The sequence below is a fragment of the Sphingomonas sp. genome (genome assembly GCF_035998645.1).
Taxonomy (GTDB): domain Bacteria; phylum Pseudomonadota; class Alphaproteobacteria; order Sphingomonadales; family Sphingomonadaceae; genus Sphingomonas.
This window is the reverse complement of the sequence record NZ_DASYHL010000003.1, coordinates 236,820-261,128: the sequence shown is the minus strand read 5'-3', so window position 1 is coordinate 261,128 and position 24,309 is coordinate 236,820. Positions and strand designations below refer to the sequence as shown.

Sequence of the window (24,309 nt, the reverse complement as noted above, 5' to 3'; positions counted from 1 at the left end):
AAGATGCTGAACCGGCCTGCACCCCTGCCGGTTGAAATCGAGTCAGAGTTTGCGCAGCGCCAGCGAGTCCACCAGGACCGATGCAAGCGCCGCAGGATCGCTCGGCCCGGCGACCAGCCATAGCTGCTGTTCGAGACAGCTGTCCGGCACGGTCAGCGTCGCCGCAAAGCGGGTCCAGCGGTCGAGCGTCGGGTTTAGCGGGATCGACTGGACTGTCGTCCCGTCGCGGCCGCAGCGCAGGGTCCAGCGGAACTGGCCGGACATCACGCGATCCTGGCCCATCACCGTGCCGGTCAACTGGTAGCGCCCGGGCGCCAGCAACAGCTGCTGACCGGCAAACTCGACATCGCGGGTCCCCTCGAACGAGGCAAACAGCGCATGGCCGGAATCGGGGCGCCGCGCGATCTCCGCATAGACTTCCTGATTGGGATAGAGCGTCCAGGTAAAGGGCGGCGGGATATCGGGATATTCGAAACCACCATCGATCAGCAAACCTGAGCGCCCACCGTCCGGAAGCGTCACCAGCCGGTCCCAATGCCCCCGCAGCATCCGCGGATCTGCCTTGTCCCACGCCCGACGAAACAGCGGGGCGATCTCGCGGTTCGTCGCGGGACTGCCGAGCTGGCGGATCGCGCCAAGCAGCGCGAGCTTGTTCTCCAGGTTGCTCGCGTCCCAACCCATCGCGTCGAGGAAGGACGACCGCCACACCGGATCGCCGTCCAGTGCGCGCGCCAGCGGTGCGACGGTGCCACGGTTGGCGAGCAGCCCGACCATGATCGGCATCACCTGGGTATAATTGGACGTTCGTTGACGCATCAGCAGGTCCGCTTGGAAGACCGCGTCTGCCATGCGTCCTTCACGCTTACGTTCTTCCAGCAGCCACGCATGGGCAAGGAAGTCGCGGCGCGAGATTTTGCCGGCAATATCGACCAAGCCGACCGCTTCGCGTTTGCGCCCGGCGGCCTGAATCGCAAAGCCGAGGTTGCGGACTGCCAGCGGCGCCAGCGGGGCGCCGGCCACCGCTTCACGCGCGACCTGCTCCACCTGCTTTACAGCCGCGGCGCTGGTCGATGTCATCACCAGGAAATTGGCCTTGGCCGCCGCGACTTCGGGATTGCCCGGGTCGATGCGGTAGGCGAGCGCCGCCGCCGAACGGGCAAGGGTGAACCCAAGCCCCGTCTGCACGCTCAGCGCCAGCAGGATCAGCGCCAGCACCAGCACGCCAACCCGGCTCAGGCGGCTCCGGCTCGGGAGAACTACGTCAGCCATCGTCAGGCGTCGGACTTGCCGCTCCCCGCAGACCAGCGATCGTTGTCGCCATAGTTATAGCTGTAGGTGTAGCCGTAACCGTAGGCCGAATCCTTCTGGTCGAACTTCGTCAGGATGCCGCCGAGCAGATGGCCGTGTGCCCGCGCCAGGCGCTGCAGCGCGATCTGCATCGCCTTGACCGGCGTGTTGCGCGCGGCGACCACGAACACCGTTCCTTCGACACAGCTCGAAATCAACGGCGCATCGGCAAGGCCGAGGACCGGCGGACCGTCAACCACGATATGGTCGAAATGGCCGCGCAGCTCCTCCAGCACCTTGGCCATCTGGTCACCGGCCAGCAATTCGGCCGGATTGGGCGGCAGCGGACCGGCGGTCAGAACACTCAGATTGTCGTCGAGCGGGCGGATGCCATCCAGCGGGTTGCCGCCTGACAGCGCGTCGCTCAGCCCCTGGCTGTTGGCGATGCCGAGTCCGCGATGGATCGCAGGATTGCGCATGTCGCCGTCGATCAGCAGCGTCCGCGCGCCGAGCTTCGCAAAATTGCGTGCGATCGCGAAGCTGGTCGTCGTCTTGCCTTCGGCCGCGCGCGAACTGGTCACCAGAATGCTGCGTGGCGCGCCCGAGCGGGTGGTAAAACGCAAACTCGTCTGGATCGAGTTATACGCTTCGACCAGCGTCGACTGACGATCGTCCAGCTCGCCAAGTACATCGGTATTGCGCGCCAGCTTCGGTACGCTGCCCAGCAGCGGCAGGCCGACGCGCGATCCCAGATCGTGCGGGAAGCGGATGGTCTGGTCGAGCTGTGCGAGCAAGAACGCAATGCCGACGCCGACGATCAGGCCGAGCAGCGCGCCGATCATCACATTGAGCGTCCGACGCGGGGTGTAGGGCCCGCCCGGCGGCAGCGCCGTGTCGATGATCGAGACATTGTTGACCCCGACGCCACCGGCAACCGTGACTTCCTTGTAGCGCTGCAGCAGCGCCTGATATTGTTCGCGATTGGTGTCGGCTTCGCGCTGCAGGATGCCGTAGCGGATCGAACGATCCCGCACGCTGAGGACATCCTGCTTCAGTGCATTCACACGGGTCTGCAGCTGTTCCTCACGCTGGACGGCAGCGCGATAATCGGCCTGGACCGAGTCACTCACCGCACGGCGCATGCCGCCCATCTGGCGATCGATCTCGTCGATCTGGCGCTGCAGCGCGACCGCCGGCGGATAGTCGGGCTGGAACTGGGTCAGCAGCTTGGCCAGCTCCCCCGCCAGCGATGCCCGCGACTGGCGCAGCGCGCCGAGCGCGGTATCGTCCAGCTGTCGCTGCATCGTCGCACTGCCGCCACGGGTCTTTGCCTCGGCGGCGATACGATCCGCGCGCGCAACAGCGAGCGCCTCGTTCAGCGCGGCAAGATCGACCGAGGCCAGCGACTGCGACGAGGTTGCCCCCGTCTCGCTGGTGCGATCGAGCGTGATCAGCCGCTGCGAATTGGCATATTCGACCAGGTTGCGCTCGGACACCTCGAGCCGGCGACGGGCGGCCGCAAGCTCATTTTCGAGGAAGCGGCGCGCATAGGCCGTCGCGTCATAGCGCCGCGACAGATTCGTCGCGATGAAGTTCTCGGCGACCGAGTTTGCGACCTGCGCGGCCAGCTTGGGGTCGGCGCTCGAGAAGCTCACATCCACCAGGCCCGACCCGCGCACCGGCGAAACCACCAGGCCGCCGCGAACGGCACCGATTGCAATCGCCTCGCGCGCGCGGCGGTTAGCCATCAGCGCGGTATATCTGTCGTCCTCCGGGCGCCCGCGCGCACCGAACAACAGCGCCTCATTCTCGCTAAGCCGAAGGCGGCGCACCACGGTTTCGGCCAGCGCCCGGCTCTTCAACAGGCCGTATTGCGTCTGGTAGAATTCCTGAAGACCGATGTTAGCGGGCGGCTCGACTCCTCGCTGCTCGACAATTCGTGCCGCCTCCCGGTCGATCTGGATCGTCGCGGTCGCCCGGTACAGCTGGGGCATGCCGAGCGTGATCAGCACCGCCGCCACGATGCCCAGCAGCACCATCGAGAGGATCAGCCACTTCCGGCCGAGCATGATGTTGACATATTCGGTCAACGGCCGCTCTTCCTGGATGCGCGCGTCCCACTGAGACATCACATCCGGATCACGCCCTGCACCCTGCCGGTCAATTGCGCTTTCTTGCACGCTCATCATTAATCCCGGCTTATCTGAACAGGTAAAACATGCCGACAATCGGCGCCGCTTGCGCGATATCCTGAAGCAAGAGGCGCGAACGGTCGTCAGCGACGACGATCACGTCGTTGCCGAACACGGCCGGATCAGCGGCGCGCCCCCCGCGGATATCCCGCAGGCTGAACCGGGCGGCAAAACGCTGCCCGTCGATCGTGCGGAAAACGATCACTTCGCTGGTCCGCGCATTGTCGGCAGTCCCCTGCCCCAGCGCCAGCGCCTCGGTCAGCGTCGTCGGTCCGGCCAGCGCATAGCGACCGGGGTTGCGCACCGCGCCGTCCAGCGTCACGCGCCGGCTGGTCGCTTCGATCAGGGTAACGGTGACATTGGGATTGCGCACATAGCGCGCGCCGAGCTGGCCCGCGATGTCGGCCGCAAGCTCGCGCGTCGTCTTGCCCGTCGCCGGCACATCGCCGATCAGCGGCACAGTCACGGCCCCCGTCGGATCGACCGCCGTGTCGACATTGAAGTCCGGCGCACCGAATACGCGCACCGCGATCTTGTCCGATACGCCAAGCTGAAACTCACCCGAGCGCAGTTGCGTTTCCGCCAGCGTAGGCGCGGGCAGAGCCTCGCCTCCGACCGGGCGCACCGCCACCGCATCCTCCGGGCGAAAATTGTCGCCCGCACATCCAGCCAGACCCAATGCCAGCGCGGCACCCACCAAACGTCGCACTGCGATCCCCTTAAACCTCGGCACAAACCACCGTCCGGCGGCCAGACCCTTAACCGACCTACCGACCCTTCGCAACGCAATAACCGGTCAGCGTCGCGCGCGATCCTGCCGCAAAGCCCGCGTGTTAGCCGGCAGCATCAGCGCACAGAGCACCGCAAACACCACGGCTGCAGACGGCGTCCGCAACGGATAATCGACAAAGGAATGGATCAGGAACAGCGACGCGGACAGCATTGCGGCGCGGCGCAGCGTGACCTCCAGATCGGCCGGCTGCGCGCGCCACGCATCCCGCGCGCGGCGACCCCACCACACCGCAAAGCCCAGCATCAGCGCAGCGCCGAACAACCCGGCCTCGATCAACAGTTGCGCCGGTTCGTTATGCGCCTGGTTGAGGTAGCGCGGGTTGACCATGTCCAGCGTTTCATAGGTGCGGAATACCGGGTCGAAGCTGCCCAACCCCGAGCCGAACGGAACGAAGTCCAGCGCAATGCGCAGAAACACCGGAATATTGTCGACGCGCGCACCGCCCTGCTCACGCACGGCATCCTCGACCGCATCGGTGCCCAGCGTGACCATGCCCAGCGCCACCAGACCGCAAATGGCCAGCGCACCGACCACCAACAGCCGCCGCTGGGTCATCAGGCGACGGCGCCCGTCCGGAAGCAGGTCGGGCAGCAGCAGAATGCTTCCCACCGTCACGATCGCCAGAAACACCAACCCGGCACGCGACCAGGTGAGCAGCATGCCGACAGCAAGAAACACGATCACCGCCGCGAGTGCCGCGATCATCGGCGGCGGCACGAGGCCGCGGCGCGGCAGGCGCTCGATAAAGGCGACAACCGCCAGCGGCACCGCCGCCATCAGCAGCGTTGCCTGATGATTGGGGTTGGCAAAAAAGCCGACGCCCGCGTCATTCGCGGTGACGCGGAAGAAGCGCAGCACACTGCCCTCACCACCCGCGACCTGGAGCAAGCCGAGCAGCGCGCTGGCAAGTGCAAACGCGACGATGACCACGATCAACCGCTGACGCCCGCGCTGGTCCAGCTGCGCCGTAATCAGAAAGGCGCAAAAGGGCGCGATCAGGCCGAGTGCCGCGAGCAGCGTACGCCCCGGCGTGGTGCTGATCGGAAGCCAACCGTCCAGACCGGCGGCCTTGAATGCCGTCACTTCAAGCGCGCGGCCGGGCAGGTTTGACCAGATGCCAAAGGGCAGCGGAACGAGTTGCACCAGCGGCACCGCTACGCAGGCTGCAGCGAACCACAGCGCCCCGCGGTCGATCGCGAGCGCGCCCGGCGGCGTCACCCAGACCAGCCACACCACCGCCCCCAGCGCGACGATGGTCACAGCAAGCCAGCCGGGAACTTCCGCCCGCGATGCACCGCCGGCCAGAATCGCGATCACGATCACCAGCAACGCGGACGTCGTTGCCGCCGATCGAACAGAAGAAAGAAACGCCATCGGGCTGAAAAACGCCTAGGGTCGAATGGGGGAGGCAGGGTGATACTGGCCGCATTTCACGATTGCAAGGCAAACGCGGCAGGCCGCGCGGCACAGCGATAGCGCTTGAATTCTGGCCCTTGCCGTCTATTCCGGCGCCATGAAGACCAGCCTTCTCCTTCGACTCCTTGGCCGCAAGACTAGCTGGCGGCTTGGGCGGTCGCTTTACATGGCATCGCGTCAGGAGATCGGCAACGAGATTGCCGAAAATGGCGAGGCATTGCTGATCCGCCAGGTGATCGACGCCCATCGGCGCGTCGCCCCCGGGACACCGTTCCGCGCATTCGACATCGGCGCCAATCTGGGCGAATGGACCGCCGAAGTCGCGACGGTTGCCGGCCCCGCGCTCGACTGGTCGGTCGACCTGTTCGAACCGATCGAAGGCAGCTTCGCACATGTGTCGCGCCGCTTTGCGGACGCGCCGCGGGTCCGGTGCCATCAGATGGCGGTATCGAACCGGGTCGGCGCGGCCGAGATGGTCGTGGTCGGCGAAACCAGCGGCACCAACCATCTGGGCAGCGCGGGCGACGAAACCGGCACGCGCGCCGTCACGGTACCGCTGACCACGATCGAGACCCAGCTGGCCGCGCAGGGCATCGAGCGGGTCGACCTGATCAAGGTCGATACCGAAGGGCATGATATTGAAATCCTGCGCGCCATCCGGCCGCTGCTCGAGCGCGGCGCGATTGGCGTGATGCAGTTCGAATATAACTGGCGCTGGCTGCCCAATCGCGGAAGCCTGTACGAGGTGTTCCGCCTGATCGACGGGACCGACTATCAGCTCGCCCGAATCTATCCCGACGGGCCCGCCATCTTCCCGGCGTGGAATGCGGAGCTGGACCGCTATTTCGAGGCGAATTATGCGCTGATCCGCAACGACGTTGCGACGGCATTGGGCGCGGCACGCCTCAGCTGGGAAGCCAGCAACGTGGCCCTGCCCGCCTGATCCGGCGGCGCCCGGCATGCCGGGCGACCCCGGCGCCCATCCGTTGACAGGGAAGTATCGAACATGTCCGACACCAAGGCGCATGGCGCGCGCGGATCCGCCGGCCTGACCATCCTGCACCTGGCGACCGATGCCTATGGCGGCTATGGCGGGGTGGCGCTGTACAATCGCGACGCGATCGAGGGGATGTGCGCCGATCCTGCGGTGAAAAAAGTGGTGTCGGTGGCGCGCGTCCAGTCCGCGCCACTACAGCCGCTGCCCGACAAGCTGACCTATGACACGTCCGGCCTGGGCGGCGTTGCGGACTATCTGAAGGCGGTGTGGCGCCAGCTGCGCGCCAACCCCGACATCGACCTGGTCTATTGCGCGCACATCAACCTGGCGCCGGTGGCATGGGCGATTTCCAGATTGCGCCGCGTACCGTGGATGCTGTGCATCTATGGCATCGACGCCTGGCCGCAATATGCGACGCCGCGCGGCAAGTTCTTTGCCAGCCGCGCCGATCTGGTCTGTGCCGTCAGCGCGGTGACGCGCGACCGCTTTCGCAGCTGGTGCCCGGTGCCGCTCGAAAAGACCGAAGTGACGCCCAACGCGATCCACCTCGACGAATTCGGCATCGGTCCCAAGCGGCCCGACCTGCTCGCCCGCTACGGGCTTGAGGGGGCAAAGGTCATCATGACCTTTGGCCGGCTCGATCCTGCGGAAAAATACAAGGGCTTTGACGAGATCATCGAGCTTATGCCCGAAATGCTCGAGGAACGCCCCGAGCTGCGCTACCTGATCGTCGGCAAGGGCGATGACCGGCCCCGGCTGGAGGCCAAGGCGGCGGCGCTGGGCGTCGGCGACAAGGTGATCTTCACCGGCCCGATCGAGGAAGAAGAAAAGGCCGATATATACCGGCTGGTCGACGTCTATGCGATGCCGAGCAAGGGCGAAGGCTTTGGCTTCGTCGTGCTGGAAGCGCTGGCGTGCGGTGTACCCGCGATCGGCAGCAATCAGGACGGGACGCAGGAAGCGGTGCGCCAAGGCATGATCGGTCAGGTCGTCGATCCCGATAACCCCGCCCAGATCAAGGCGGCGATCTTCAAGGTGATCGATGCGCCGCGCGAGATTCCGGAGGGGCTTGCCTATTTCGCCCTGCCCGCCTTTACCGCGCGCTTGCAGGGGCTGATCCACCGGCTGGTGGGACGCTGAACCCTTTGCAACGCCCCGCGCCATGCCTATGAGCGCGGTGACGAGGCGTTGGGGAAATCTCCCCGTCGTTCGGTTCCACCATGACCAGAGGGCGCGACCGCACCGATGCGCAGGATAGTGCTGGACATGGCGAGCCAGGTCATGCCGCTGGCCAGCAACCTGATCGACCGCGTCATCCTGACGGCGGTAATGGTCCGCATATGGGGCATTACCGGGTTCGAATATTGGTCGATCCTGATGGCGGCGGTGACGATCTTCTCGATCATCGACATGGGATCGCAGATCAGCTTCAGCAACAAGATGGCGGAAGCGGCCCATGCCGGGGCCAAGGATCAGGCGGCGCGCATCTACGCCGAATCGAATATGATCTTCCTCGGCCTGGCGGCGACGGTCATGGGGCTGACCCTGCTGGTCGCGCTGCTCCCCCCGGTGCAGCAGCTTATGGGCCTCCCCGCCCCGCTCGGCACGCGCGATCAGATCGCGCTGCTGGCCTTGGGCTTTGCAGTGGCCGGGCGGATGGCGATGTCGAATCAGGCGGGCGTATACCGCGCCAATTCGGCCTTTGCGCGCGGGACGACGCTGATCGCGGGGATCGATCTGCTCCGCGTTCTGCTGACTCTGGGCACGTTGGCGTTCGGGTTCGACCTGATGGCGGCGGCGCTCGCGACCGCGGCATCCGTGGTGATCGGCAACATGCTGATGATGTCGCTCGACATCGCGCGGCGCTTCCCGCTGTTCCGCTATCGCGTCGCGCGCCCGACACCGTTTTCGACCAAGGGGCAGTTGCGCCTCGGCCTGCTCTACAGCGTCGGGTTCATCCCTTCCGTGGTCATGGTCCAGCTGCCGGTGCTGCTGATCGGATCCAGCGCGAGCGCCACCAACGGCGTATTGGCCAGCTATGTGCTGTTGCGGACGCTCAGCAACTTCCTGCGCACATCGATCTCCAAATTCACCTTCGTTCTGGCGATGGAGCTCGCGCGGTTGAAGACGCAGAAGCGCGACGATCTGTTCAATTCGACATATCGGCTGGTCACCCGCGCCGTTGCCTCCCTGTTCGGGCTGATGGCCGGAATGCTGCTCGGCTTCGGGCCTGACCTGATGCAGCTATGGGTGGGCAATGCGGAGCTGTTCGATCCAGTGATTCTGCTGCTGATGCTGTCTCCGCTGGTGGTGACGCCGACGGTGCAGATTGCCTCTCCCTATCTGATCTTTGCCAGCCGACCCGGCCCGGTCGCGAAAGCCGTGCTGCTGCAGAGCGCGGCCGCCGCGCTGCTCGCTGTGGCGCTGCCGATCGACAATATCGCGATCCGGCTGACCGTCGCGGTCTATTGCACCGAATTGTTCCCGCTTGCACTGGTCATCCTGCGCGCGGTGCATGTGCGCTGGTCGCTGCAGACGCTGTGGGATGAGGCGAGCGCGACGGCGCTTGCCATCGGCCTGCTCGTCGCGAGCTATGGCGCCAGCGTGGTGATCCGCCCGCTGTTCACCGGACAGATCATGACTTTAGCGGGTGGCGCCATGATCGGAGCTGCGTTCGGGCTAGCGCTGCTGGCCGGATTCTACCGCCCGTTCACGCGATGGAAGGCAAACCGATGACTAGCGATACGAACCTCCCGCTGATCTCGGTGATCTTCGTCACCTATAATCGCGCCCATACGCTGGTCGCGACCTATGAGACGTTTCTCGCGTTCACCGACTATCCGCGCGACCGGCTGGAGCTGATCCTCGCCGACGATGCGAGCGACGCCTATACCCAGCGTATCCTGGCACAGATTCCGTTCGACAAGCGCGCGGTGGCGGCGCGCAATTCCGGACTTGGCGCCAACCAGAATCGTGGCATCCGTGCGGCGAGCGGCGACTATATCCTGATGATGCAGGACGACTGGCTGATGGTCGGGCGTCGCGATTATCTGCGCGTGGCGCTGCAGGCGCTTGAGGAAAACCCCGATCTCGGCCTGATCCTGTTCCGCGACCGCGCCGAGCTGGACGTGGCGGAGGAGCGCCGGGTCGCCGGGCATCGGCTGGTCCTGCCCGCGCTCGGCACCGACGATGTCGCGACCATGGGGGTGCATCAGGGCACCTATTCCGACAATCCGCACCTCAAGCGGCGCGAATTCCATGACGTCATCGGCCTGTATCAGGAAGGCGTGCCGATGACGCGGATGGAGCTGGCCATGTCGCGCGCGGTGGCGGCGCAGAGCCGCTTCAAGGTTGCGTCGATCGACGGGTTCGAGGTGTTTCGCCATATCGGCGACCGCTTCACCTTCAACCCGGCCGAGCGGCGCTGGCAGCTCGAGCAGCGCATCGCGCGCTGGCCGGGCGGGACGCTGGCGCTGGCCATCGCCAAGCGTGTCCGCCGGCTGCTACGCGGCGGCTGAACCGCGCTCGATCAACGCGACGATCTCTGCCGCGCGCGCGTCCATGCTGTGATCGCGCCACGCGCGCGTATGACCGGCCTGCGCCATCGCCATGCGCTCCGCCGGATGGGCAAGATAATGGACGACGCGCTCGACCAGCTGCTCGGGGCTCGCGAAGCTGTCGAACTCTTTCCCGTGATCGAACAGGCCGCGCACCTCGGCATTGTCGATGTGCAGCATGAAGCCGCCCGCCGCCGGAATCTCGAAGGTGCGGGTCGACACCAGATCCTGCCAGCCGCTGGCGGTCGCCGGTCCCATATGCAGCGCGATGTTGATCTTGCTGACGCCGATCTCGCGCGAATAGAAGTCGCCTGCCATCGCACGGCCCAGCACATGCGGCGCGATCGCGGTGCCCGCCGCGACGTCGCTCCAGCGATGGCCGATCACGAACTTGCGCGCATGCGCCAGCGCCGGCGCCTCGAACAGCGGCAGCAGCCAGTCGCGCTTATAGGGCGAGGCATTGCCGATATAGACGATGTCGCGCTCGAACCCGGCATCGCTGTCGGGCACCGCCACGGCGCGGTGCGCCAGCGGCGAAAAACCGTGATGCACCAGCGCCACGCGATCCGCGCCGATCATCGTGCGCAGCGGTTCGAGGTGGAAACTTTTGGTGGTCGCGACCAGATCGTAACCGCGCAGTCGCTCGCGATCGAACCCGGCATATTCGAACTCGAAATCGGGATAATAGTTGACCGTGCGCACACCGCGCGCGCGCAACGCGTCGAGCGTCGCGACGTCGATCTCGCCACCCTTGACCGTCAGCATCACCGCCGCGTCATGATCGATCGCCGATTGCAGGATAGCGCGGTTATACTCACGCCGCTGCAACGGGCCGAGCAAACGCCCGGCAGCGCGCGCCGCCAGCGAGCGGCCGCGCGGGGCGTAATGGTGGACATCGACCTCATCGACTGCCCAGCCCTGTTCGCGAAATCCCTGAGCGAGGGATCGACCGTTGGCGCCGAACCAGAATTCGGTCGCGAAGACCGCGCGACGGTTCATCCGCGCCGCCCGCGCAGGCCCGCGATCATGGCGCGGCGAATGCCGTCGATGCTGCGCTGAACGTCGAGTTCGTCAAAGATCGCCAGCGAACGCGCCGACATCTGCGCGCGCCTGTCCGGATCGCCTGCCAGCTCGGCAATTCGCCCCGACAGCGCGTCGACATCGGCGACGGGGAAGATCAGCGCATTGTCGCCGGCGCGCGCGATGTCGGTCGGCCCTTCCGCACCGATCCGGTCGCTGAGCAGCATCGGCAGGCCAAGGCAGGCGGCCTCGGAACAGATCAGCGGGTGCGGATCCGCTTCGGAAGGGTGGACCAGCATATCGCTTGCCGCATAGATCGACGGCAGCCGGTCGACATTGACGAAGCCGAGGAAGTGCGCGGGGGCGCCATCGCGTGTCGCTGCCGCCTGCATTGCCGCCATCTCTTCGCCATTGCCGGCGAACACGGCATGGACCAGCGGGCCGCCGGCGTCGCGCAGCCGCGTGACCGCGGCGAGCAGGTCGGCGGGACGTTTGCGCGCCGACAGCTTGCCGACGAACAGCGCCAGGATCGCGTCATCGGCCAGCCCCAGCTCGCGCCGCAGCGCCGCGCGCGCCGCATCCTTCTGCGTCAGCTGCGCGCGATAGCGGTCCTCATCGATGGTGAAGGGCGAGCGGAAGATGCGGTCCGCCGGCACGCCATAATGGCGGTAATAGGCTTCGTTACAGTCGCCAACCGACAGGAAATTATCGATCCGCGCGTAGATTTGCGGGATCATCGCCGCCTTTATCCGCCCCAGCAGGCCGGTGCGCGGGCGGCGCAGTTCGCTGTCGCTGATCATCATCGCGTTGCGCCGGTTGCGCCGCGCCCAATGGATCGCGCGCAGCGCATTGGCCTGTGCATAGCCATAGATCATCACTGCATCGGGACCGAACGCATCGAGCGCGGCGGCAAGGCCGGGCGAATTGATCGACCGGAAATCGACCGCGGTGATCGCGTCCGCGCCGGGCAGGAATACGTGATCATAGCCCGACAGCATGTCCATCGACCAGGCGATCTGCGTCTTCATCTCCGGGTCGTAATAGCTTTGCAGGCCGATCCGGCTGGCAAAGAACACGCGCAGCTCGATATCCTCGGTCGCGGCGATCGCGCGGTACAGCGGTACGAAATGCTGGATCGGGTGCGACACCACGATCGCGAGGCGGCGGCGCCCCGCGGTGGATGATTGGGTCACGGCCGTGTGGCCTCCACGAACACGCTTTCGGGCGCACGCTCGGCGAGGTCCAGTGCGCCCGGATCGGGGATACGGGTTTCACCGGCGGGCATCACCGCGACATCGGCAAAGCCGGCATCAGCCAGGGTCTTTGCCAGCGACGGGCCATTATACATCCACAGATGATGCCGTTCGCCAACGATCAGATAACGCAGCTTCTGCAACAGCCCCTGGGGCGGCTCGCTCGCCATCATCAGGCCCGCGATCAGTCCGTCGGCGTCGCCCGTCTCGCGATAGATGCCGACATGATAATCGACGTCCGGCACCGCGATGCGCAGGATGCCGCCCGGCCGCAGCGCGCGCTTCGCCTCGTCCAGGAAGCGGGCGACCTCGGCGCGGGTCATATGCTCGACCATGTGGCTGGTATAGATCACCTCCGCCGCACCATCGGCCAGCGGCAGGCGCCCGGCGGCGTTGGCGTGACGAATATCGTGGTCGCGGATCGCCTGGACATAGCTGTCCTTGCCCCGGAACATCCCTGCCGCGCGCATCACCGCACCCAGCAGCGGGTTGCGGACGCCACGAATGGTCCAGCTATTGTCGAGGTTCAGCCACCCCTGGGTCGGCGTCGCGCCGCACCCGATATTGACCCGCTGTCCGCTCATCGTGCGTTCCCCTCAATCTCGCCCTGACGGACCATCACCTGCGTCACTACCGGCGCCAGTTCGACATCGGTCGCATAGACGAAGCGGATGAACCGCGCATGCAGCCCCCGCAATATGTAGCGCAGCGCCCGCACGGCGTCGCGCGCAACGCTGCCCGACGACACCCGCGCGGTCGCGCCATAGCGGATCGTGCGCAGGCCGGTGCCCGCCGCATATTGGTCGATCTTCGCCCGCGACAGTGCGACAATATGCGTCGCATCGGCGTGCAGCGGGTCCAGCCCGAACGGGCTTTGTCCATTGGGATAGCGCAGCACGAGCAGCCCGCCGGGCCGCAGCGCGCGGGCGATCGCCGCGAGCTTGGCAGGGATCGTGGCCGGATCGAGATGCTCGAACACATCGAACGCGACGACCGCATCCAGGCTGTTCTCGGCCAATGCGCCGTGCGCCTCGAAGTCCGGGGCGACCAGCGGGATCTGCGCCGTCTGCGCCGCAGCGACCGATGCCGGCGTGATCTCCGCCCCCATCACCCGCGCGCCCTTGTCGCGCGCCCAGCCGAGAAAGGCGCCACTGCCAAACCCGATTTCGAGAATGTCGAGCCCGGCCGGGTCGCGGCCCAACTCCGCCGCATAATAGCGCCCCTCTTCCGCATTCCAGCGGAACGGTTCGCCCCAGCCCTTCCAGGCGTCGTAATCGGCGTATAGCGCGCTCGTCTCGCTCATCGTCCCCCCGCAAGCTCATGATACAGCGCACGCATCTGCGCCAGCGCCGGGCTGGCCGCGACGAATCCCTCCGCAACCGCGCGCGCGCCGTCGCGCCACTGCTGTGCGGTGGCCGCGTCCATCGCCGCCAGCCGATCGATCGCTGCGGCAAGCGCGGACACATCGGCGAGCGGCAGGTCGAACCCCGCCCGACGCGCGGCAAGATCGCGCCACGGCGTCTTGTCACCGATCACCACCGGGGTACCGGCGGCGAGCGATTCGAAAATGCCGTGGCCGAAATTCTCGCTGAGCGAAGGCATCAGCATCAGGTCCTGCCGTGCCATCGTCTCGGCCACTGCGCTGTTGGCGATCTCACCCATCGCGACGACTTCGACGTGCGACGGCAGCGCAGCGATCAGCGCGGTGCAGCTGCGCCAATAGTCCGCATCCTGCACCGGCCCGTAAATCTCGAACCGCACCGGCGCCCTGACCTGTGCCAGTGCGCGCAACGCGATATCGACGCCCTTCACCGGCGAGATACGACCGACAAAGGCGATGCGGAAGCGTTCATCCGCGCGTCGCGCGACCGCAGCGGGCAGCGGGAAAATCGCGCGGGCGTTGGGGATCAGCTCGATGCGGTGGCGCGGAAAGGCGCGGCGCAGATCGGCCAGCTCGGCGTCGCTGGTGGCGTGGAGCACCACGTTATTGAGCAGTCCCGCACCGTTCGCAACCGCACGGTAGACCTGCTTCTTGAGCGCACCGAGCCCCAGCGCCTCGTCAGAAAACTCGCCGCGCGGCGACAGCAGCACGCCTTGCGACGGTCGGCGCAGGCGGCGCCGGACCAGGGCGGGGATGGTGAACTCCCGGTCGTGATAGCCATTGAGGTGCAGCACGTCGTGCGGCGTCGCGTCGAGCAGCGCGCCCAGCCCTTGCGCGCCGCGCCGCCCGATCGGCAGGTACCGCGCCCGGGCAAAGCCGATGTCATGCCATCGATCCTGCGCCGGCGGCGTGACGCTTGCCGCATCGGCGCCCAGCGGCAGGTCGCGCGCGACCATCAGGAACTCGAAATCCGCCCCCAGCTCGGTGGCCATCGAGCGGAAGCTCGTGTTCGGCCCCGAACTGTCATTGCCCGGCCAGTAGCAGCCGAGCAGATTGAGGATCACGGGCCGCGTCACCGGATCAGCCGATCGTCGCTGATGACCATGTTGTAGCGGTCCTTGAGCCAGGGCAGGAAGGAGTCCCGGCCATGCTGCGCAATCTGGCGCTGCGCCTCGTCGATCTTGGCGTCGATCAGCATGAACAGCCAGAATCCGTGCATGAAATGCCACACGAAGCCGGTCCGCCCGTCGAGAAAGCCGAGCCGAAAGACATAGCGGTAGATGAAGTAGAGGACACTGCGCAGATAGAGCGGCGCGCCGCCGAACACATCCTCGCGCAGCACCCGCTTCCACCGCGCGCGACGCTCGGTGGGGCGCGGTTCGGCGGCGATCACCCCGATGCTGCGCCCGACGAAATCGACCATGTGGCGGGTGGCGTAGTTGTTGTGCTTGGCGGTCCAGTCGCCGATCGTGCCGAGATTCTCGTCGACGAAATCGCCATCGGTGATCGTCACGCTGTCACCGTTGTGCAGCCGGATATGCTCATCCATCCAGCGCTGTTCGACATAGGCGCTGCCGGTGCGCCAGACGCGCAGCAGATAGACGGGATAATAGGTGCCGTGGCGGATCCAGCGACCGCGAAAGATCATCTTGCGGCGCAGCACCACGCCCTGAACCGTATCGGGCAGCTGCGACAGGCGCGCATGCAGCGTGGCGATCAGTTCGGGCTCACAATATTCGTCGGCGTCGAGGCGGATCGTCCAGGCGCTCGTCACCGTGACCGTATCGAGCGCCCATTGGAACTGATCGGCCTGGTTGACGAAGGGCCGCTGCAGCACCTCCGCCCCGAGGTCGCGGGCGATCTCGACCGTACGATCGGTCGAGAAGCTGTCGACCACGACGATCCGCTCAACCAGCGGCCATAGCCGCTCGATGCACCGCGCAATGTGCAGTTCCTCATTGAAGGTGAGGATGATCGCGGTGATCGATGGCTTGGCGACCGGTTCCATTCAGTCGCTGATCCCGGCGAGATCAAGCGTCGCGGCGGATACCGCGATCAGCGTGTCGAGCGCCACCGGCGCGGGCGCACCCTTGCGCGCGGCGTCGTAGAATGCCTTGACCAGCGCTGCCTGCCCCTTGTCCTGCGCGCTCGCCGACACGGTGCGGGTCTTGCCGCCCTGCGTGATGTGCAGCTTGCGGAAATCGTCGAGCCGGACGACCACGCCGCGCCCGAACGCCTCGACATATTCCTTGGGCAACGACGGGTCGCCCATCGACGCGTAGAGGATCGTACCGACCGAACCGTCGGCAAAGCGGATCACTGCAGCCAGGCTGTCGCCGACCCCGTCGGGGGACACACCCTCGACGCTCACCGGATCGGCGCCGCAGAGCGCGCTCAGCGTGTCGACGAAGTGGCAGACCTCACCCACGATGCGCCCGCCGCCCTCGCTGCCATGCACCCAGCTGTCGCCGGGGATATGGCCGGCGTTGATGCGATACTGCATCACCAGCGGCCCGCCGCTGCGCGCCAGCACGTCGCGCGCCTCGCGCACCATCGGCGCAAACCGGCGGTTGAAGCCGACCGCGAGCACGCCGGGTGCCGCATCCGCCGCCGCTGCGACCTCGGCAAGCTGCGCATGGGTCATCGCCAGCGGCTTTTCGACAAAGACATGCTTGCCGGCGTTCAGCGCCTGGATCGCCAGCGCGGCATGGCTGTCATGGCGGGTCGCAACGAACACGCAATCGGTCGTGGCGTCGTCGAGCAGCGCGCGCGCATCGGTCGACGCCTCGGCAAAGCCATAGCGCTCCGCAGCGCTGTGCGCAGAAATGCCGGTCGAGGTCACGACCTTGGTCAGCCGCGTTTCCCCCGCCTTTTGCAGCGCGGGGAGCAGCACCGACTTGGCGTAGTTGCCAAAGCCGATGAAACCACTGCCGCGCGCATCCCCGGCTGCCGCCGCGCCGACCGCAACCGTGCGCTCCGGCGCGCCTGGCTGCGCGTCATAAGTCAGCAGGATCGCGAGATACGGCTCGTCGCCGTCCATCATCGCATAGGCGGCTTCCGCCTCGGCAATAGGGAAGCGATGCGTCACCAGCTTCGACGGCGTCACCCGGCCCGCAGCGATCAGCTCGAGAAACGCCTCCATGTTGCGCTGCTCGGTCCAGCGGACATAGGCGATCGGGTAATCATGACCGTCGACCTCATAGGCCGGATCGTAACGGCCGGGTCCGTAGGACATCGACAGGCGCAGATCGAGTTCGCGCTTGTAGAAAGGCTCGCGGTCCATCGCCATGCCGGTCAGCCCGACCATGACCACGCGGCCCTTCATGCGGCTGATCTCGGCGGCCTTGTTCAGCGGGTCGCTCGACTTGCTCGATGCCGTGACAATCACCGCGTCGGCGCCATGCCCGCCGGTGAACGCAGCGACCGCATCGTCCAGATCGCCGGTGACTGCCCGGTCCGCGCCCATCTCCTCCGCCAGCTTCGCGCGCGCGGGATTGGGGTCGAACCCCAAAACGCGGCAGCCATTGGCCTTGAGCAGCTGCACGGTCAGCTGGCCGATCAGGCCCAGCCCCAGCACCACCACGCGCTCGCCCAGCGTCGGCGCGGTCACGCGGACGCCCTGCAGCGCGATCGCGCCGAGCGTCACGAAGCTTGCATCCTCGTCCGACACGCCCTCCGGGATCCGCACCGTCAGATTCTTCGGGACCGCATTGAATTCGGCGTGATTGGCAACGCCCGCCCCGGCACAGGCAACGCGGTCGCCGACGGTAAAGCCACCGGCATCGCTGCCCGTTTCGATCACTTCGCCAGCACAGCTATAGCCCAGCGGGATCGGCGTATCGAGCTTGGCAAACACCTTGCGCGCGGTCGGGATCAGCCCTTCCTGCCGCACCTTCTGCAGCGTCTTGCGCACCAGATCGGGGCGCGCCATCGCCTTGCCGGCCAGCGAGCTCTTGGCAAGGTCGATGATCTGCTTCTCGGTGCCGGCGCTGATCAGCGAAACCCGGGTCGCGACCAGATTGCGGCCCCGGCCGGCACCCGGCGCGGGCGCATCAATCAGGCGCAGCGCACCGCTGCGGTAATTTTGTTCGACTTGCTTCACATTGCCCCGCTCAAATCATCCGCCGACAGGCCGATCGCGAACGCGCCATCGGCTGAACCCCCTGGCCAAGTCAAGCGCAGCCGGGTCGTCGGCATCCGGTGCCCCATGTCGGGCCACCATTCCGCCGCCTCGACCGTCAAGGACAGCGCGCTTTTGACGAAAATTGTGACGGTTTCGCGATGGATAGCCGCGCCACCTGCAATCAGTTCGACCCGGCAATCGGGATGCAGCAACAGCCCGACACTGGCCGTCCGGTCGGTGGTGCCGACAATCCGGTCGATCACGCGGATACTGCGCGGCGACGCCGCGATCCGGCGCACCACGACCGGCTTGCCGGGGAGCCCCGTATAGCCGTCGTGCCGCCCCTCCAGCACAAAGCCGTCGTCGTTCGCCTCCCACCGATCGACCTGTACGCCGGGGCGGCGGCCGCAGCGGAATGCGCCGAAAAACTCTGCCTGGTCGGCGCCATCGAGCGCCAGCACGGCATGGGACGCGGCGGCGCGCGACTGGTCGCGGCGCGGGCCCGCGACATATTCATGAACGCCCTGATCGACGATGAAGCGCAATCCACCGGCTGACAGCTCGAAACTGCCGATATCGCCATGGGCATGGGCCGGAAGATCGTCCGGACCGATCCGCCCCATGTCGGCGACGATCGAAAGCTCCGGCCAGTGCGCCCCGAAATAGCCGGCATCGCGATAGGCAAATACGCGCTGCCGCGCTGCCCCGCCGGCCAGCGCCGCGCATTCGCCGGGGGCGTAGCACATGGTGAGCCCGGCATCGTTGAACAGCGCCGGAGTCCCATCGGGGTGAGCAAGGTCCGCGACCGCCTGTCCCATTGCCGCGATCGCTGCATCCAGCGCGCCGCCGAGCGGGTCACCGCCAAGCGCATGCCGCGTCTCGATCAGGTCGGCGAGCACCTGCGCATGATAGGAGGGTGAGCGTTCATAATGCACGCCGTCGGGAAGGATCTGGGTGCGCAGCTCCCGCGCCAGCAGGCGGATGGCGCGGGCACGCCACCCCTGCGCCTCGCCCCCGTCGAAGAACGCACCGGCCCAGGCCATCGCCTTGATGTTCTTCATCAGATGGTTGCCGCCCAGATCGCGCTCGAGATTGCGGACCAGGAAGCGCAGCTGCTGCGCCAGCGACATCGCGATATCGGCGGTCGCCGCGCCCTCCAGCCGGTGCCGCGCAAGGAACTGCATCCAGCACAGCACGCGCAGCGACAGCGTGTAGCTGTTCCAGCTGTCATGCCAGAACCCGGGCCGATAGGGCGGGTTCGCCGCGATCCACTGCCGGATCAGCGCAAGCCCGTCATCAGCGCCAAGCTCCTCGAGATACTCCATATAATGGAGGTTCATGCGCCACAGCTGGTCGCCCGGACCCGGTCCGGGCAGCGTCCAGTCGACCGGATCGCCGACGGCGAGGCTGCGCCCGATAAAGGTGAAGCACCAGCCAGCATCGGTGCGCGCGACCATGCCATTGCGCGGGGCGAAGACCGGGCCGGGCACGGCGGCTGACCGCGCTGGCGCGGCGCCCTCAAGCGACGGCGGCGCGCGCAGCGCCAGCCGGCGGGACAAGGTCAGCCACCCGCGCCACGCCAGCTTCTCCACCGGCATATGGCGCGCAAAACCGATGGAGCGACGCAGGCGGGCGATCATCGCCGCGCCCCGACCAGTGCCTCCACCTCCGCCAGATAGGCGAGCGCCAGCTTCTCGCGGTCGAACTCCGCCTCGACATGCGCCCGCCCGCTCGCCCCCAGCCGTGCCGCGAGCGCCGGATCGCCCGCGAGCTGCTCGACGGCGGCGGCAAGTTCGGCCCCGCTTTCGGGCGTGATCGCGATGCCGGCCCCGCCCGCCTCCATCAGCGCGCGCGCCTCGCCCGCGACCCCCAGGATCATCGGTATCTGCAACGCCATCGCCTCGAACATCTTGGACGGGATCACACTCTTGAACGTGTCCAGCCCGCGCAACAGGACCAGCGCGGCATTGCTCGCGCTCCATACCACCGGCATCATCGCCTTGGGCTGCTGCCCCAGCATGACAATGTTGGACAGGCCGCGTCGCGCCGCTTCGGCGGTCAGCCGCTCCTTCTCGGCCCCTGCCCCCACCATCAGGAACACGATGTCGCTGCGATCGCGCAGCCGTTCGGCGGCATCGATGACGGCATCGAGCCCGTGCGCCATGCCATGCGTCCCGACATAGGAGGCGACGAACTTGCCCTCCAGCCCGTGCGCGGCGCGAAACGCGGCGATCGCGTCCGGAGCGGCTGGCGCGAACAGCGACAGGTCAACGCCGTTCTTGACCACTGCAATCGGCCCGGCCGGTCGGTGCGCGCGGATATGCGTAACGAAGCTGTCCGTCACCGCGACCACCAGATCGGCCTTGCGGTAGGCATAGGCCTCGATCCGTTCGAGCGCGCGGATCAGCGCGCCGCGTTTCATCGCGCCGACGGCGATGATGCTCTCCGGCCACAGGTCGCGAATCTCGAGCACCCACGGACGCCGGCGGCTGCGCAACAACCGGCCCGCCAGGCCGCAGAAGAATTGCGGCGAGGTCGAGATGACGACATCGGCCGGCGGCAACCGCCAGCGCTGGAGCGCTACCGAAGCGAGATAGGACACATAATTGGCAATGCGCGGAAGGAACCCTTCATTCGCGGCAAGGAAGGTCCACAGCCGGATCACATCGACCCCGTCGATGGTTTCGCGCTGGAACAACCGGTTGCGATAGCCGGGATAGAGCTGTCCCGCCGGATGGTTGGGGGCGCAGGTCACGACCGTGACGTCATGCCCCGCCCGCACCCAGGCGCGCGCCATCTCGGACCAGCGCGACGCCGGCGCATTCACCTCAGGCGAATAATAGTGATTCAGGACCGTGATGCGCATCGTTCATTCCCCCCGGACGGCGCTTCAGGCGGCGTGCGGCAGGTTGCCGTCACCCAGCAGCGGGGCAAGAACGCGGGCCGACCAATAGCGTGAATCGCTGCGGTCGACGACGTGCCGCGCGCGTCCCCGCGCCCAGCTCATCACCGGCACGCTGAACCCGGTCTTGGGACGGTTGAGCACCGCGTCGGGCAGCGGCATCGACGGCGCGCTTGCCAGCACCGCCTTCCCCACGCCCGGTCGCAGCGCGTGCATCATCGGCGCGACCGCCCCGAGCAGCGTGTAATCGACCAGCGGCACGCGGATCTCGAGCGAATGGGCCATCCCTGCCCAGTCGGCATCGCGCAGCAGCTGGTTGCGCATGTACATCGCCGATTCGAGTGCTGCGACGCGACCGACATCATGGCCGGCATCAGGCGAGAGTGCACGGTCGATCAGCCCCAGGGGATCGAGCCGCGCCAGCCCTTCGGCCGCCAGCGCCGGATCCATCACGCCGTCCAGCTCGAACGGCAGCAGGACCGCGCGGCGCAGCAGATAGGTCCCCGCCCAGCTTGCCGGCAGGTCGAACAGGCCCGCCGCCTTGGGATTGCGGCGCAACAGACCAGGGGCCAGCGTGCGCAGCAACGTGCGCGCAGCACCCCCCGCAAAGGGGAGGCGGCTGAGCGCGCCGAACCGGCTATGCGTCGCGGGCACGGTCTGGAAGGTGCTGTAGCCGGCGAGCAGTTCGTCCCCGCCCAGTCCGGACAGCGCGACCTTAAGCCCGGCTTCGCGGATCGCCTTGCTGACGAACCAGCTGTTGATCCCGTCGACGCTCGGCTGGTCCATGGCATCGAAGATGGCGGGAAGGTCGGCGCGAAACTCGTCCGCGGTCACGGTGCGGATATGATGGCGCGCGCCATAGGTCGCCGCGCTGGCGGCAGCGAGCGCGGTTTCGTCGCTGTGCTGGCCTTCGAACTCCTCGAATCGCAAGGTCGCGGCCTGCGGCATCTGGCCGCAATCGTGCATCAGGCCGAGCACGGCGCCCGAATCCACCCCGCCCGACAGGAACACGCCGACTTCGACATCCGCGACCAGATGATGGCGCATACTGTCGCGCAACGCCGCATGGATCGCGTCGCGATCAAGCGGCTTGCGCCCGGCGGCGGCAATGCACCCGGCGACCGACGCAAAGGGTTCGGCCGCGCCGACACCGCGCTTGTCCACGACCATGCGATGCCCGGCGGGCACGGCGGAAATGGCGCGGTACAGGGTGAAGGGCTCGGGCACCGACCCGAACAGGTGGAACCCCGCCAACCCGGCTGGATCGATGTCGCGCGATATGGCGGGGTCGGCAAGCAATGCCTTGACCTGCGAGGCAAAACGCAGAACGCCGTCAGCAACGCTCACATAGAGCGGCTTGATCCCATAGGGGTCGCGCGCCAGCAACAACCGCTGGCGTTCGGTGTCCCAGATCGCAATCGCGAACATTCCGCGCAGCCGGTCGAGCATCGCGTCGCCGTCGCGGGCATAGAGCGCCAACAGCACCTCGGTGTCGGAATGGCCGCGAAAGCGAACGCCCTGCTCCTCCAGTTCGGCCTGCAGCGCGGCGTAATTATAGATCTCGCCGTTGAAGACGATGGCATGCCGTCCGTCGCCGCTCAGCATCGGCTGCGCGCCCGCTTCCGTCAAATCGATGATCGACAGGCGGCGATGGGCAAAGCCGACACGGCGATCATCGCTGGTCCACAGTCCGGCGCCGTCGGGACCGCGCAGCCGCATCCGGTCGCGGATCGCCGTCAGCGCGTCGATCGACGGCGGAACGGCCGAGTCACGAAAGGCGAAATAGCCGGCAATGCCGCACATCAGGCGCCTCCGTGCGTCAGCCGCAGCGGGCGTGCCCGCGCCGCCTTGCCCCGCAGCAGCAGTTCATTGCCGAATGTCAGCAGGAAATGCGCGAAGATCGCGAACGGGATCATCGGCACGAAGTCGGTCACGATCAACCCGTCGATACGCGACGCAACGCGAACACCGATCAGCGAAATGAACAGCAGATGCCACGCCCCTGCCTGCAGCGTCGCGATCGCGTAGATCGACCACAGGGCATAAACGACACCCATCAGAACCGCGAACCCGACCACGCCCGCCCAGCCATAGTTCCAATAACCCTCCGGCGGAATGCCCGGCGCGGATTGCGACTTGTCGTTGCCGGTGACCGCATAATTGAACTCGGCGAAGATCAGCGACATGTTGGGCTTGTCGGGATACACGACGCGCGGGACCAGGATCAGGAACACATTTTCCATCGTCGTGCCTGGCACGCCCTGATCATACTGGGAAATCGCGAAGCTGCCGGCGGTGATGTAGGTCAGTCGCGCCCAGCCGCCCTGAAACTCGCCCTCGTCCTGATTGCCGACGCGCCAGTCGTAGCGCGACGCGATCACGATCGAGCGTGACAGGGTCGTATCGATGCTGCCGGTATCGCGCGCTTCCTGCGAACGGCCATAGGCGGCGAATGGGGTTGCCACCGAATAGACCAGGAACAGGGCCACGCCACCGACCAGCATGCGCATCAGCGTCGCACGTTGAAACAGCACGCCGAGAAAGCTGAAGATCAACGGGAACAGCAGCTCGGTCTTGTTGAACATCAGCAAGCCAAGCGTGGATTCGATCAGGATGAACGGGATTGCCACAAAGAACGGCCAGCGCTGGCGGGTCGACAGCGCATGATAGATCAGCAGCGGATAAGCGATGTAGGACAGCATCCCGAACAGCGCGATCGAGTTCGGCAGGGAGAAGGGCACTCCTGTGACAAACGGGATCCAGCTCGACGGGATCTTGATTGGCAGGGACAGCGCCAGCGCGAGCAACCCGAACTGGCCAGCGTCCAGCGCCGATGGCTTGACCTTGAGCACAGGCCCTTCGCGCCGCCGCACATTCATGTCCACCAGCGCACAGCACACCCGCGCGGTAAACAGCATCACCAGCGTAAAGACGCAGATGACCGCATTGTACTTGGTCATGTCGGCTGGAAAGACGGTGAAGAACCGATCCAGCGCGCCGCGCGTCACGTCGTTGGCAAAAAACGGGACGAGCGATCCGATGCCCGAAAAGGCGATCATCACGATCCGCACCCAGAACAATGGCGCCCACACCGCGCGCGCCTCGCGCCGGATCAGCGCAAGTGCGCCCAGCGCCATCGCGACCGACAGCATGATCGGCGCCACCATGTTGATCCATTGCGGTACGTCCGGTCCCAGGCTGACACCGATCAGCGTCAGAATGCTGGCGGCGAGCAAAATCCCCATTTCTCCCCAGCCCGGGCGCACCGCTGCAATCGGCGCGAGCCGCGTGGCATCGTCGGATTTCAGGGGAGCGGTGCCGTAAATCATCGGTGGACGTTCGCCTGGCGGTGAGCAGGAGCCAAGTCCCTAGCTTCATTCAGGCAGCA

19 protein-coding genes are annotated in these 24,309 nt (G+C 66.5%); 4 read left to right on the top strand and 15 right to left on the bottom strand.

Features of this window, described 5'->3' with window-relative positions; translation table 11 throughout:
- Positions 1 to 42: 42 nt before the first annotated feature.
- The 4 genes from VGN66_RS05140 to VGN66_RS05125 form a co-directional block, all read right to left on the bottom strand.
- Positions 43 to 1,269 carry a hypothetical protein gene (locus VGN66_RS05140; RefSeq protein ID WP_327517785.1) on the bottom strand — a complete coding sequence of 409 codons (1,227 nt, stop codon included), beginning with the start codon at positions 1,267 to 1,269 and terminating at the stop codon, positions 43 to 45.
- Positions 1,270 to 1,271: 2 nt separating this feature from the next.
- Positions 1,272 to 3,416, bottom strand: coding sequence for a polysaccharide biosynthesis tyrosine autokinase (locus tag VGN66_RS05135; RefSeq protein WP_327517784.1), 2,145 nt, complete (start codon positions 3,414 to 3,416; stop codon positions 1,272 to 1,274).
- Between the two features lie 70 nt (positions 3,417 to 3,486).
- Positions 3,487 to 4,188, bottom strand: coding sequence for a polysaccharide biosynthesis/export family protein (locus VGN66_RS05130; protein ID WP_327517783.1), 702 nt, complete (start codon positions 4,186 to 4,188; stop codon positions 3,487 to 3,489).
- An 87-nt stretch (positions 4,189 to 4,275) separates the two neighbouring features.
- On the bottom strand, positions 4,276 to 5,646 hold the full coding sequence (locus VGN66_RS05125; RefSeq protein ID WP_327517782.1) for an O-antigen ligase family protein: 1,371 nt from the start codon (positions 5,644 to 5,646) through the stop codon (positions 4,276 to 4,278).
- 139 nt (positions 5,647 to 5,785) lie between these two features.
- On the opposite strand from VGN66_RS05125, the gene VGN66_RS05120 reads away from it, so the two are divergent.
- From VGN66_RS05120 to VGN66_RS05105, 4 genes are all read left to right on the top strand, one after another.
- Entirely contained in the window at positions 5,786 to 6,631 is an 846-nt protein-coding gene (locus VGN66_RS05120) for an FkbM family methyltransferase (RefSeq protein ID WP_327517781.1), read from the top strand.
- Between the two features lie 63 nt (positions 6,632 to 6,694).
- Positions 6,695 to 7,825 (top strand): glycosyltransferase family 4 protein, encoded by a 1,131-nt coding sequence (locus VGN66_RS05115; RefSeq protein WP_327517780.1) that lies wholly within the window; start codon positions 6,695 to 6,697, stop codon positions 7,823 to 7,825.
- A gap of 126 nt (positions 7,826 to 7,951) precedes the next feature.
- Complete coding sequence (locus VGN66_RS05110) at positions 7,952 to 9,421, top strand: hypothetical protein (RefSeq protein WP_327517779.1); 1,470 nt, start codon at positions 7,952 to 7,954, stop codon at positions 9,419 to 9,421.
- Positions 9,418 to 10,203 carry a glycosyltransferase family 2 protein gene (locus VGN66_RS05105; RefSeq protein WP_327517778.1) on the top strand — a complete coding sequence of 262 codons (786 nt, stop codon included), beginning with the start codon at positions 9,418 to 9,420 and terminating at the stop codon, positions 10,201 to 10,203. The genes VGN66_RS05110 and VGN66_RS05105 overlap by 4 nt, the downstream gene beginning before the upstream one ends.
- On the opposite strand, the gene VGN66_RS05100 is transcribed toward VGN66_RS05105, so the two are convergent.
- From VGN66_RS05100 to VGN66_RS05050, 11 genes are read right to left on the bottom strand one after another with little or no spacing between them, the layout of a single operon-like run.
- The gene (locus tag VGN66_RS05100) at positions 10,189 to 11,241 is read right to left on the bottom strand and encodes a CgeB family protein (RefSeq protein WP_327517777.1); all 1,053 of its coding nucleotides are present in this window, start codon (positions 11,239 to 11,241) and stop codon (positions 10,189 to 10,191) included. The two genes, VGN66_RS05105 and VGN66_RS05100, sit on opposite strands and share 15 nt — an antisense overlap.
- Positions 11,238 to 12,455 (bottom strand): glycosyltransferase family 4 protein, encoded by a 1,218-nt coding sequence (locus VGN66_RS05095; RefSeq protein ID WP_327517776.1) that lies wholly within the window; start codon positions 12,453 to 12,455, stop codon positions 11,238 to 11,240. Before VGN66_RS05095 ends, VGN66_RS05100 begins: the two co-directional genes overlap by 4 nt.
- Positions 12,452 to 13,099, bottom strand: a complete 648-nt coding sequence (locus tag VGN66_RS05090; RefSeq protein WP_327517775.1) for a class I SAM-dependent methyltransferase — start codon at positions 13,097 to 13,099, stop codon at positions 12,452 to 12,454. Before VGN66_RS05090 ends, VGN66_RS05095 begins: the two co-directional genes overlap by 4 nt.
- Positions 13,096 to 13,818: a class I SAM-dependent methyltransferase gene (locus VGN66_RS05085; protein WP_327517774.1), complete on the bottom strand. Its 723-nt coding sequence runs from the start codon at positions 13,816 to 13,818 to the stop codon at positions 13,096 to 13,098. Before VGN66_RS05085 ends, VGN66_RS05090 begins: the two co-directional genes overlap by 4 nt.
- Positions 13,815 to 14,972 (bottom strand): glycosyltransferase family 4 protein, encoded by a 1,158-nt coding sequence (locus tag VGN66_RS05080; RefSeq protein ID WP_327517773.1) that lies wholly within the window; start codon positions 14,970 to 14,972, stop codon positions 13,815 to 13,817. The genes VGN66_RS05085 and VGN66_RS05080 overlap by 4 nt, the downstream gene beginning before the upstream one ends.
- Positions 14,969 to 15,904 carry a glycosyltransferase family 2 protein gene (locus VGN66_RS05075; protein WP_327517772.1) on the bottom strand — a complete coding sequence of 312 codons (936 nt, stop codon included), beginning with the start codon at positions 15,902 to 15,904 and terminating at the stop codon, positions 14,969 to 14,971. Before VGN66_RS05075 ends, VGN66_RS05080 begins: the two co-directional genes overlap by 4 nt.
- Positions 15,905 to 17,998, bottom strand: a complete 2,094-nt coding sequence (locus tag VGN66_RS05070; protein ID WP_327517771.1) for a bi-domain-containing oxidoreductase — start codon at positions 17,996 to 17,998, stop codon at positions 15,905 to 15,907.
- Positions 17,995 to 19,659 (bottom strand): alginate lyase family protein, encoded by a 1,665-nt coding sequence (locus VGN66_RS05065; protein ID WP_327517770.1) that lies wholly within the window; start codon positions 19,657 to 19,659, stop codon positions 17,995 to 17,997. Before VGN66_RS05065 ends, VGN66_RS05070 begins: the two co-directional genes overlap by 4 nt.
- The gene (locus tag VGN66_RS05060) at positions 19,656 to 20,885 is read right to left on the bottom strand and encodes a glycosyltransferase family 4 protein (protein WP_327517769.1); all 1,230 of its coding nucleotides are present in this window, start codon (positions 20,883 to 20,885) and stop codon (positions 19,656 to 19,658) included. The genes VGN66_RS05065 and VGN66_RS05060 overlap by 4 nt, the downstream gene beginning before the upstream one ends.
- A gap of 24 nt (positions 20,886 to 20,909) precedes the next feature.
- Entirely contained in the window at positions 20,910 to 22,724 is a 1,815-nt protein-coding gene (gene asnB, locus VGN66_RS05055) for an asparagine synthase (glutamine-hydrolyzing) (RefSeq protein ID WP_327517768.1), read from the bottom strand.
- On the bottom strand, positions 22,724 to 24,250 hold the full coding sequence (locus VGN66_RS05050; protein ID WP_327517767.1) for a hypothetical protein: 1,527 nt from the start codon (positions 24,248 to 24,250) through the stop codon (positions 22,724 to 22,726). The genes asnB and VGN66_RS05050 overlap by 1 nt, the downstream gene beginning before the upstream one ends.
- Between the last annotated feature and the right edge of the window lie 59 nt (positions 24,251 to 24,309).

Excerpts from the sequence above, each read along its gene's own strand:
- VGN66_RS05060 (WP_327517769.1), bottom strand. The coding sequence starts at position 20,885 with ATGCGCATCACGGTCCTGAATCACTATTATTCGCCTGAGGTGAATGCG.
- VGN66_RS05120 (WP_327517781.1), top strand. The coding sequence starts at position 5,786 with ATGAAGACCAGCCTTCTCCTTCGACTCCTTGGCCGCAAGACTAGCTGG.
- VGN66_RS05140 (WP_327517785.1), bottom strand. The coding sequence starts at position 1,269 with ATGGCTGACGTAGTTCTCCCGAGCCGGAGCCGCCTGAGCCGGGTTGGC.
- VGN66_RS05125 (WP_327517782.1), bottom strand. The coding sequence starts at position 5,646 with ATGGCGTTTCTTTCTTCTGTTCGATCGGCGGCAACGACGTCCGCGTTG.
- VGN66_RS05135 (WP_327517784.1), bottom strand. The coding sequence starts at position 3,416 with ATGTCTCAGTGGGACGCGCGCATCCAGGAAGAGCGGCCGTTGACCGAA.
- VGN66_RS05115 (WP_327517780.1), top strand. The coding sequence starts at position 6,695 with ATGTCCGACACCAAGGCGCATGGCGCGCGCGGATCCGCCGGCCTGACC.
- VGN66_RS05065 (WP_327517770.1), bottom strand. The coding sequence starts at position 19,659 with ATGATCGCCCGCCTGCGTCGCTCCATCGGTTTTGCGCGCCATATGCCG.
- VGN66_RS05110 (WP_327517779.1), top strand. The coding sequence starts at position 7,952 with ATGGCGAGCCAGGTCATGCCGCTGGCCAGCAACCTGATCGACCGCGTC.
- VGN66_RS05075 (WP_327517772.1), bottom strand. The coding sequence starts at position 15,904 with ATGGAACCGGTCGCCAAGCCATCGATCACCGCGATCATCCTCACCTTC.
- VGN66_RS05105 (WP_327517778.1), top strand. The coding sequence starts at position 9,418 with ATGACTAGCGATACGAACCTCCCGCTGATCTCGGTGATCTTCGTCACC.
- VGN66_RS05090 (WP_327517775.1), bottom strand. The coding sequence starts at position 13,099 with ATGAGCGGACAGCGGGTCAATATCGGGTGCGGCGCGACGCCGACCCAG.
- VGN66_RS05085 (WP_327517774.1), bottom strand. The coding sequence starts at position 13,818 with ATGAGCGAGACGAGCGCGCTATACGCCGATTACGACGCCTGGAAGGGC.
- VGN66_RS05050 (WP_327517767.1), bottom strand. The coding sequence starts at position 24,250 with ATGATTTACGGCACCGCTCCCCTGAAATCCGACGATGCCACGCGGCTC.
- VGN66_RS05100 (WP_327517777.1), bottom strand. The coding sequence starts at position 11,241 with ATGAACCGTCGCGCGGTCTTCGCGACCGAATTCTGGTTCGGCGCCAAC.
- asnB (WP_327517768.1), bottom strand. The coding sequence starts at position 22,724 with ATGTGCGGCATTGCCGGCTATTTCGCCTTTCGTGACTCGGCCGTTCCG.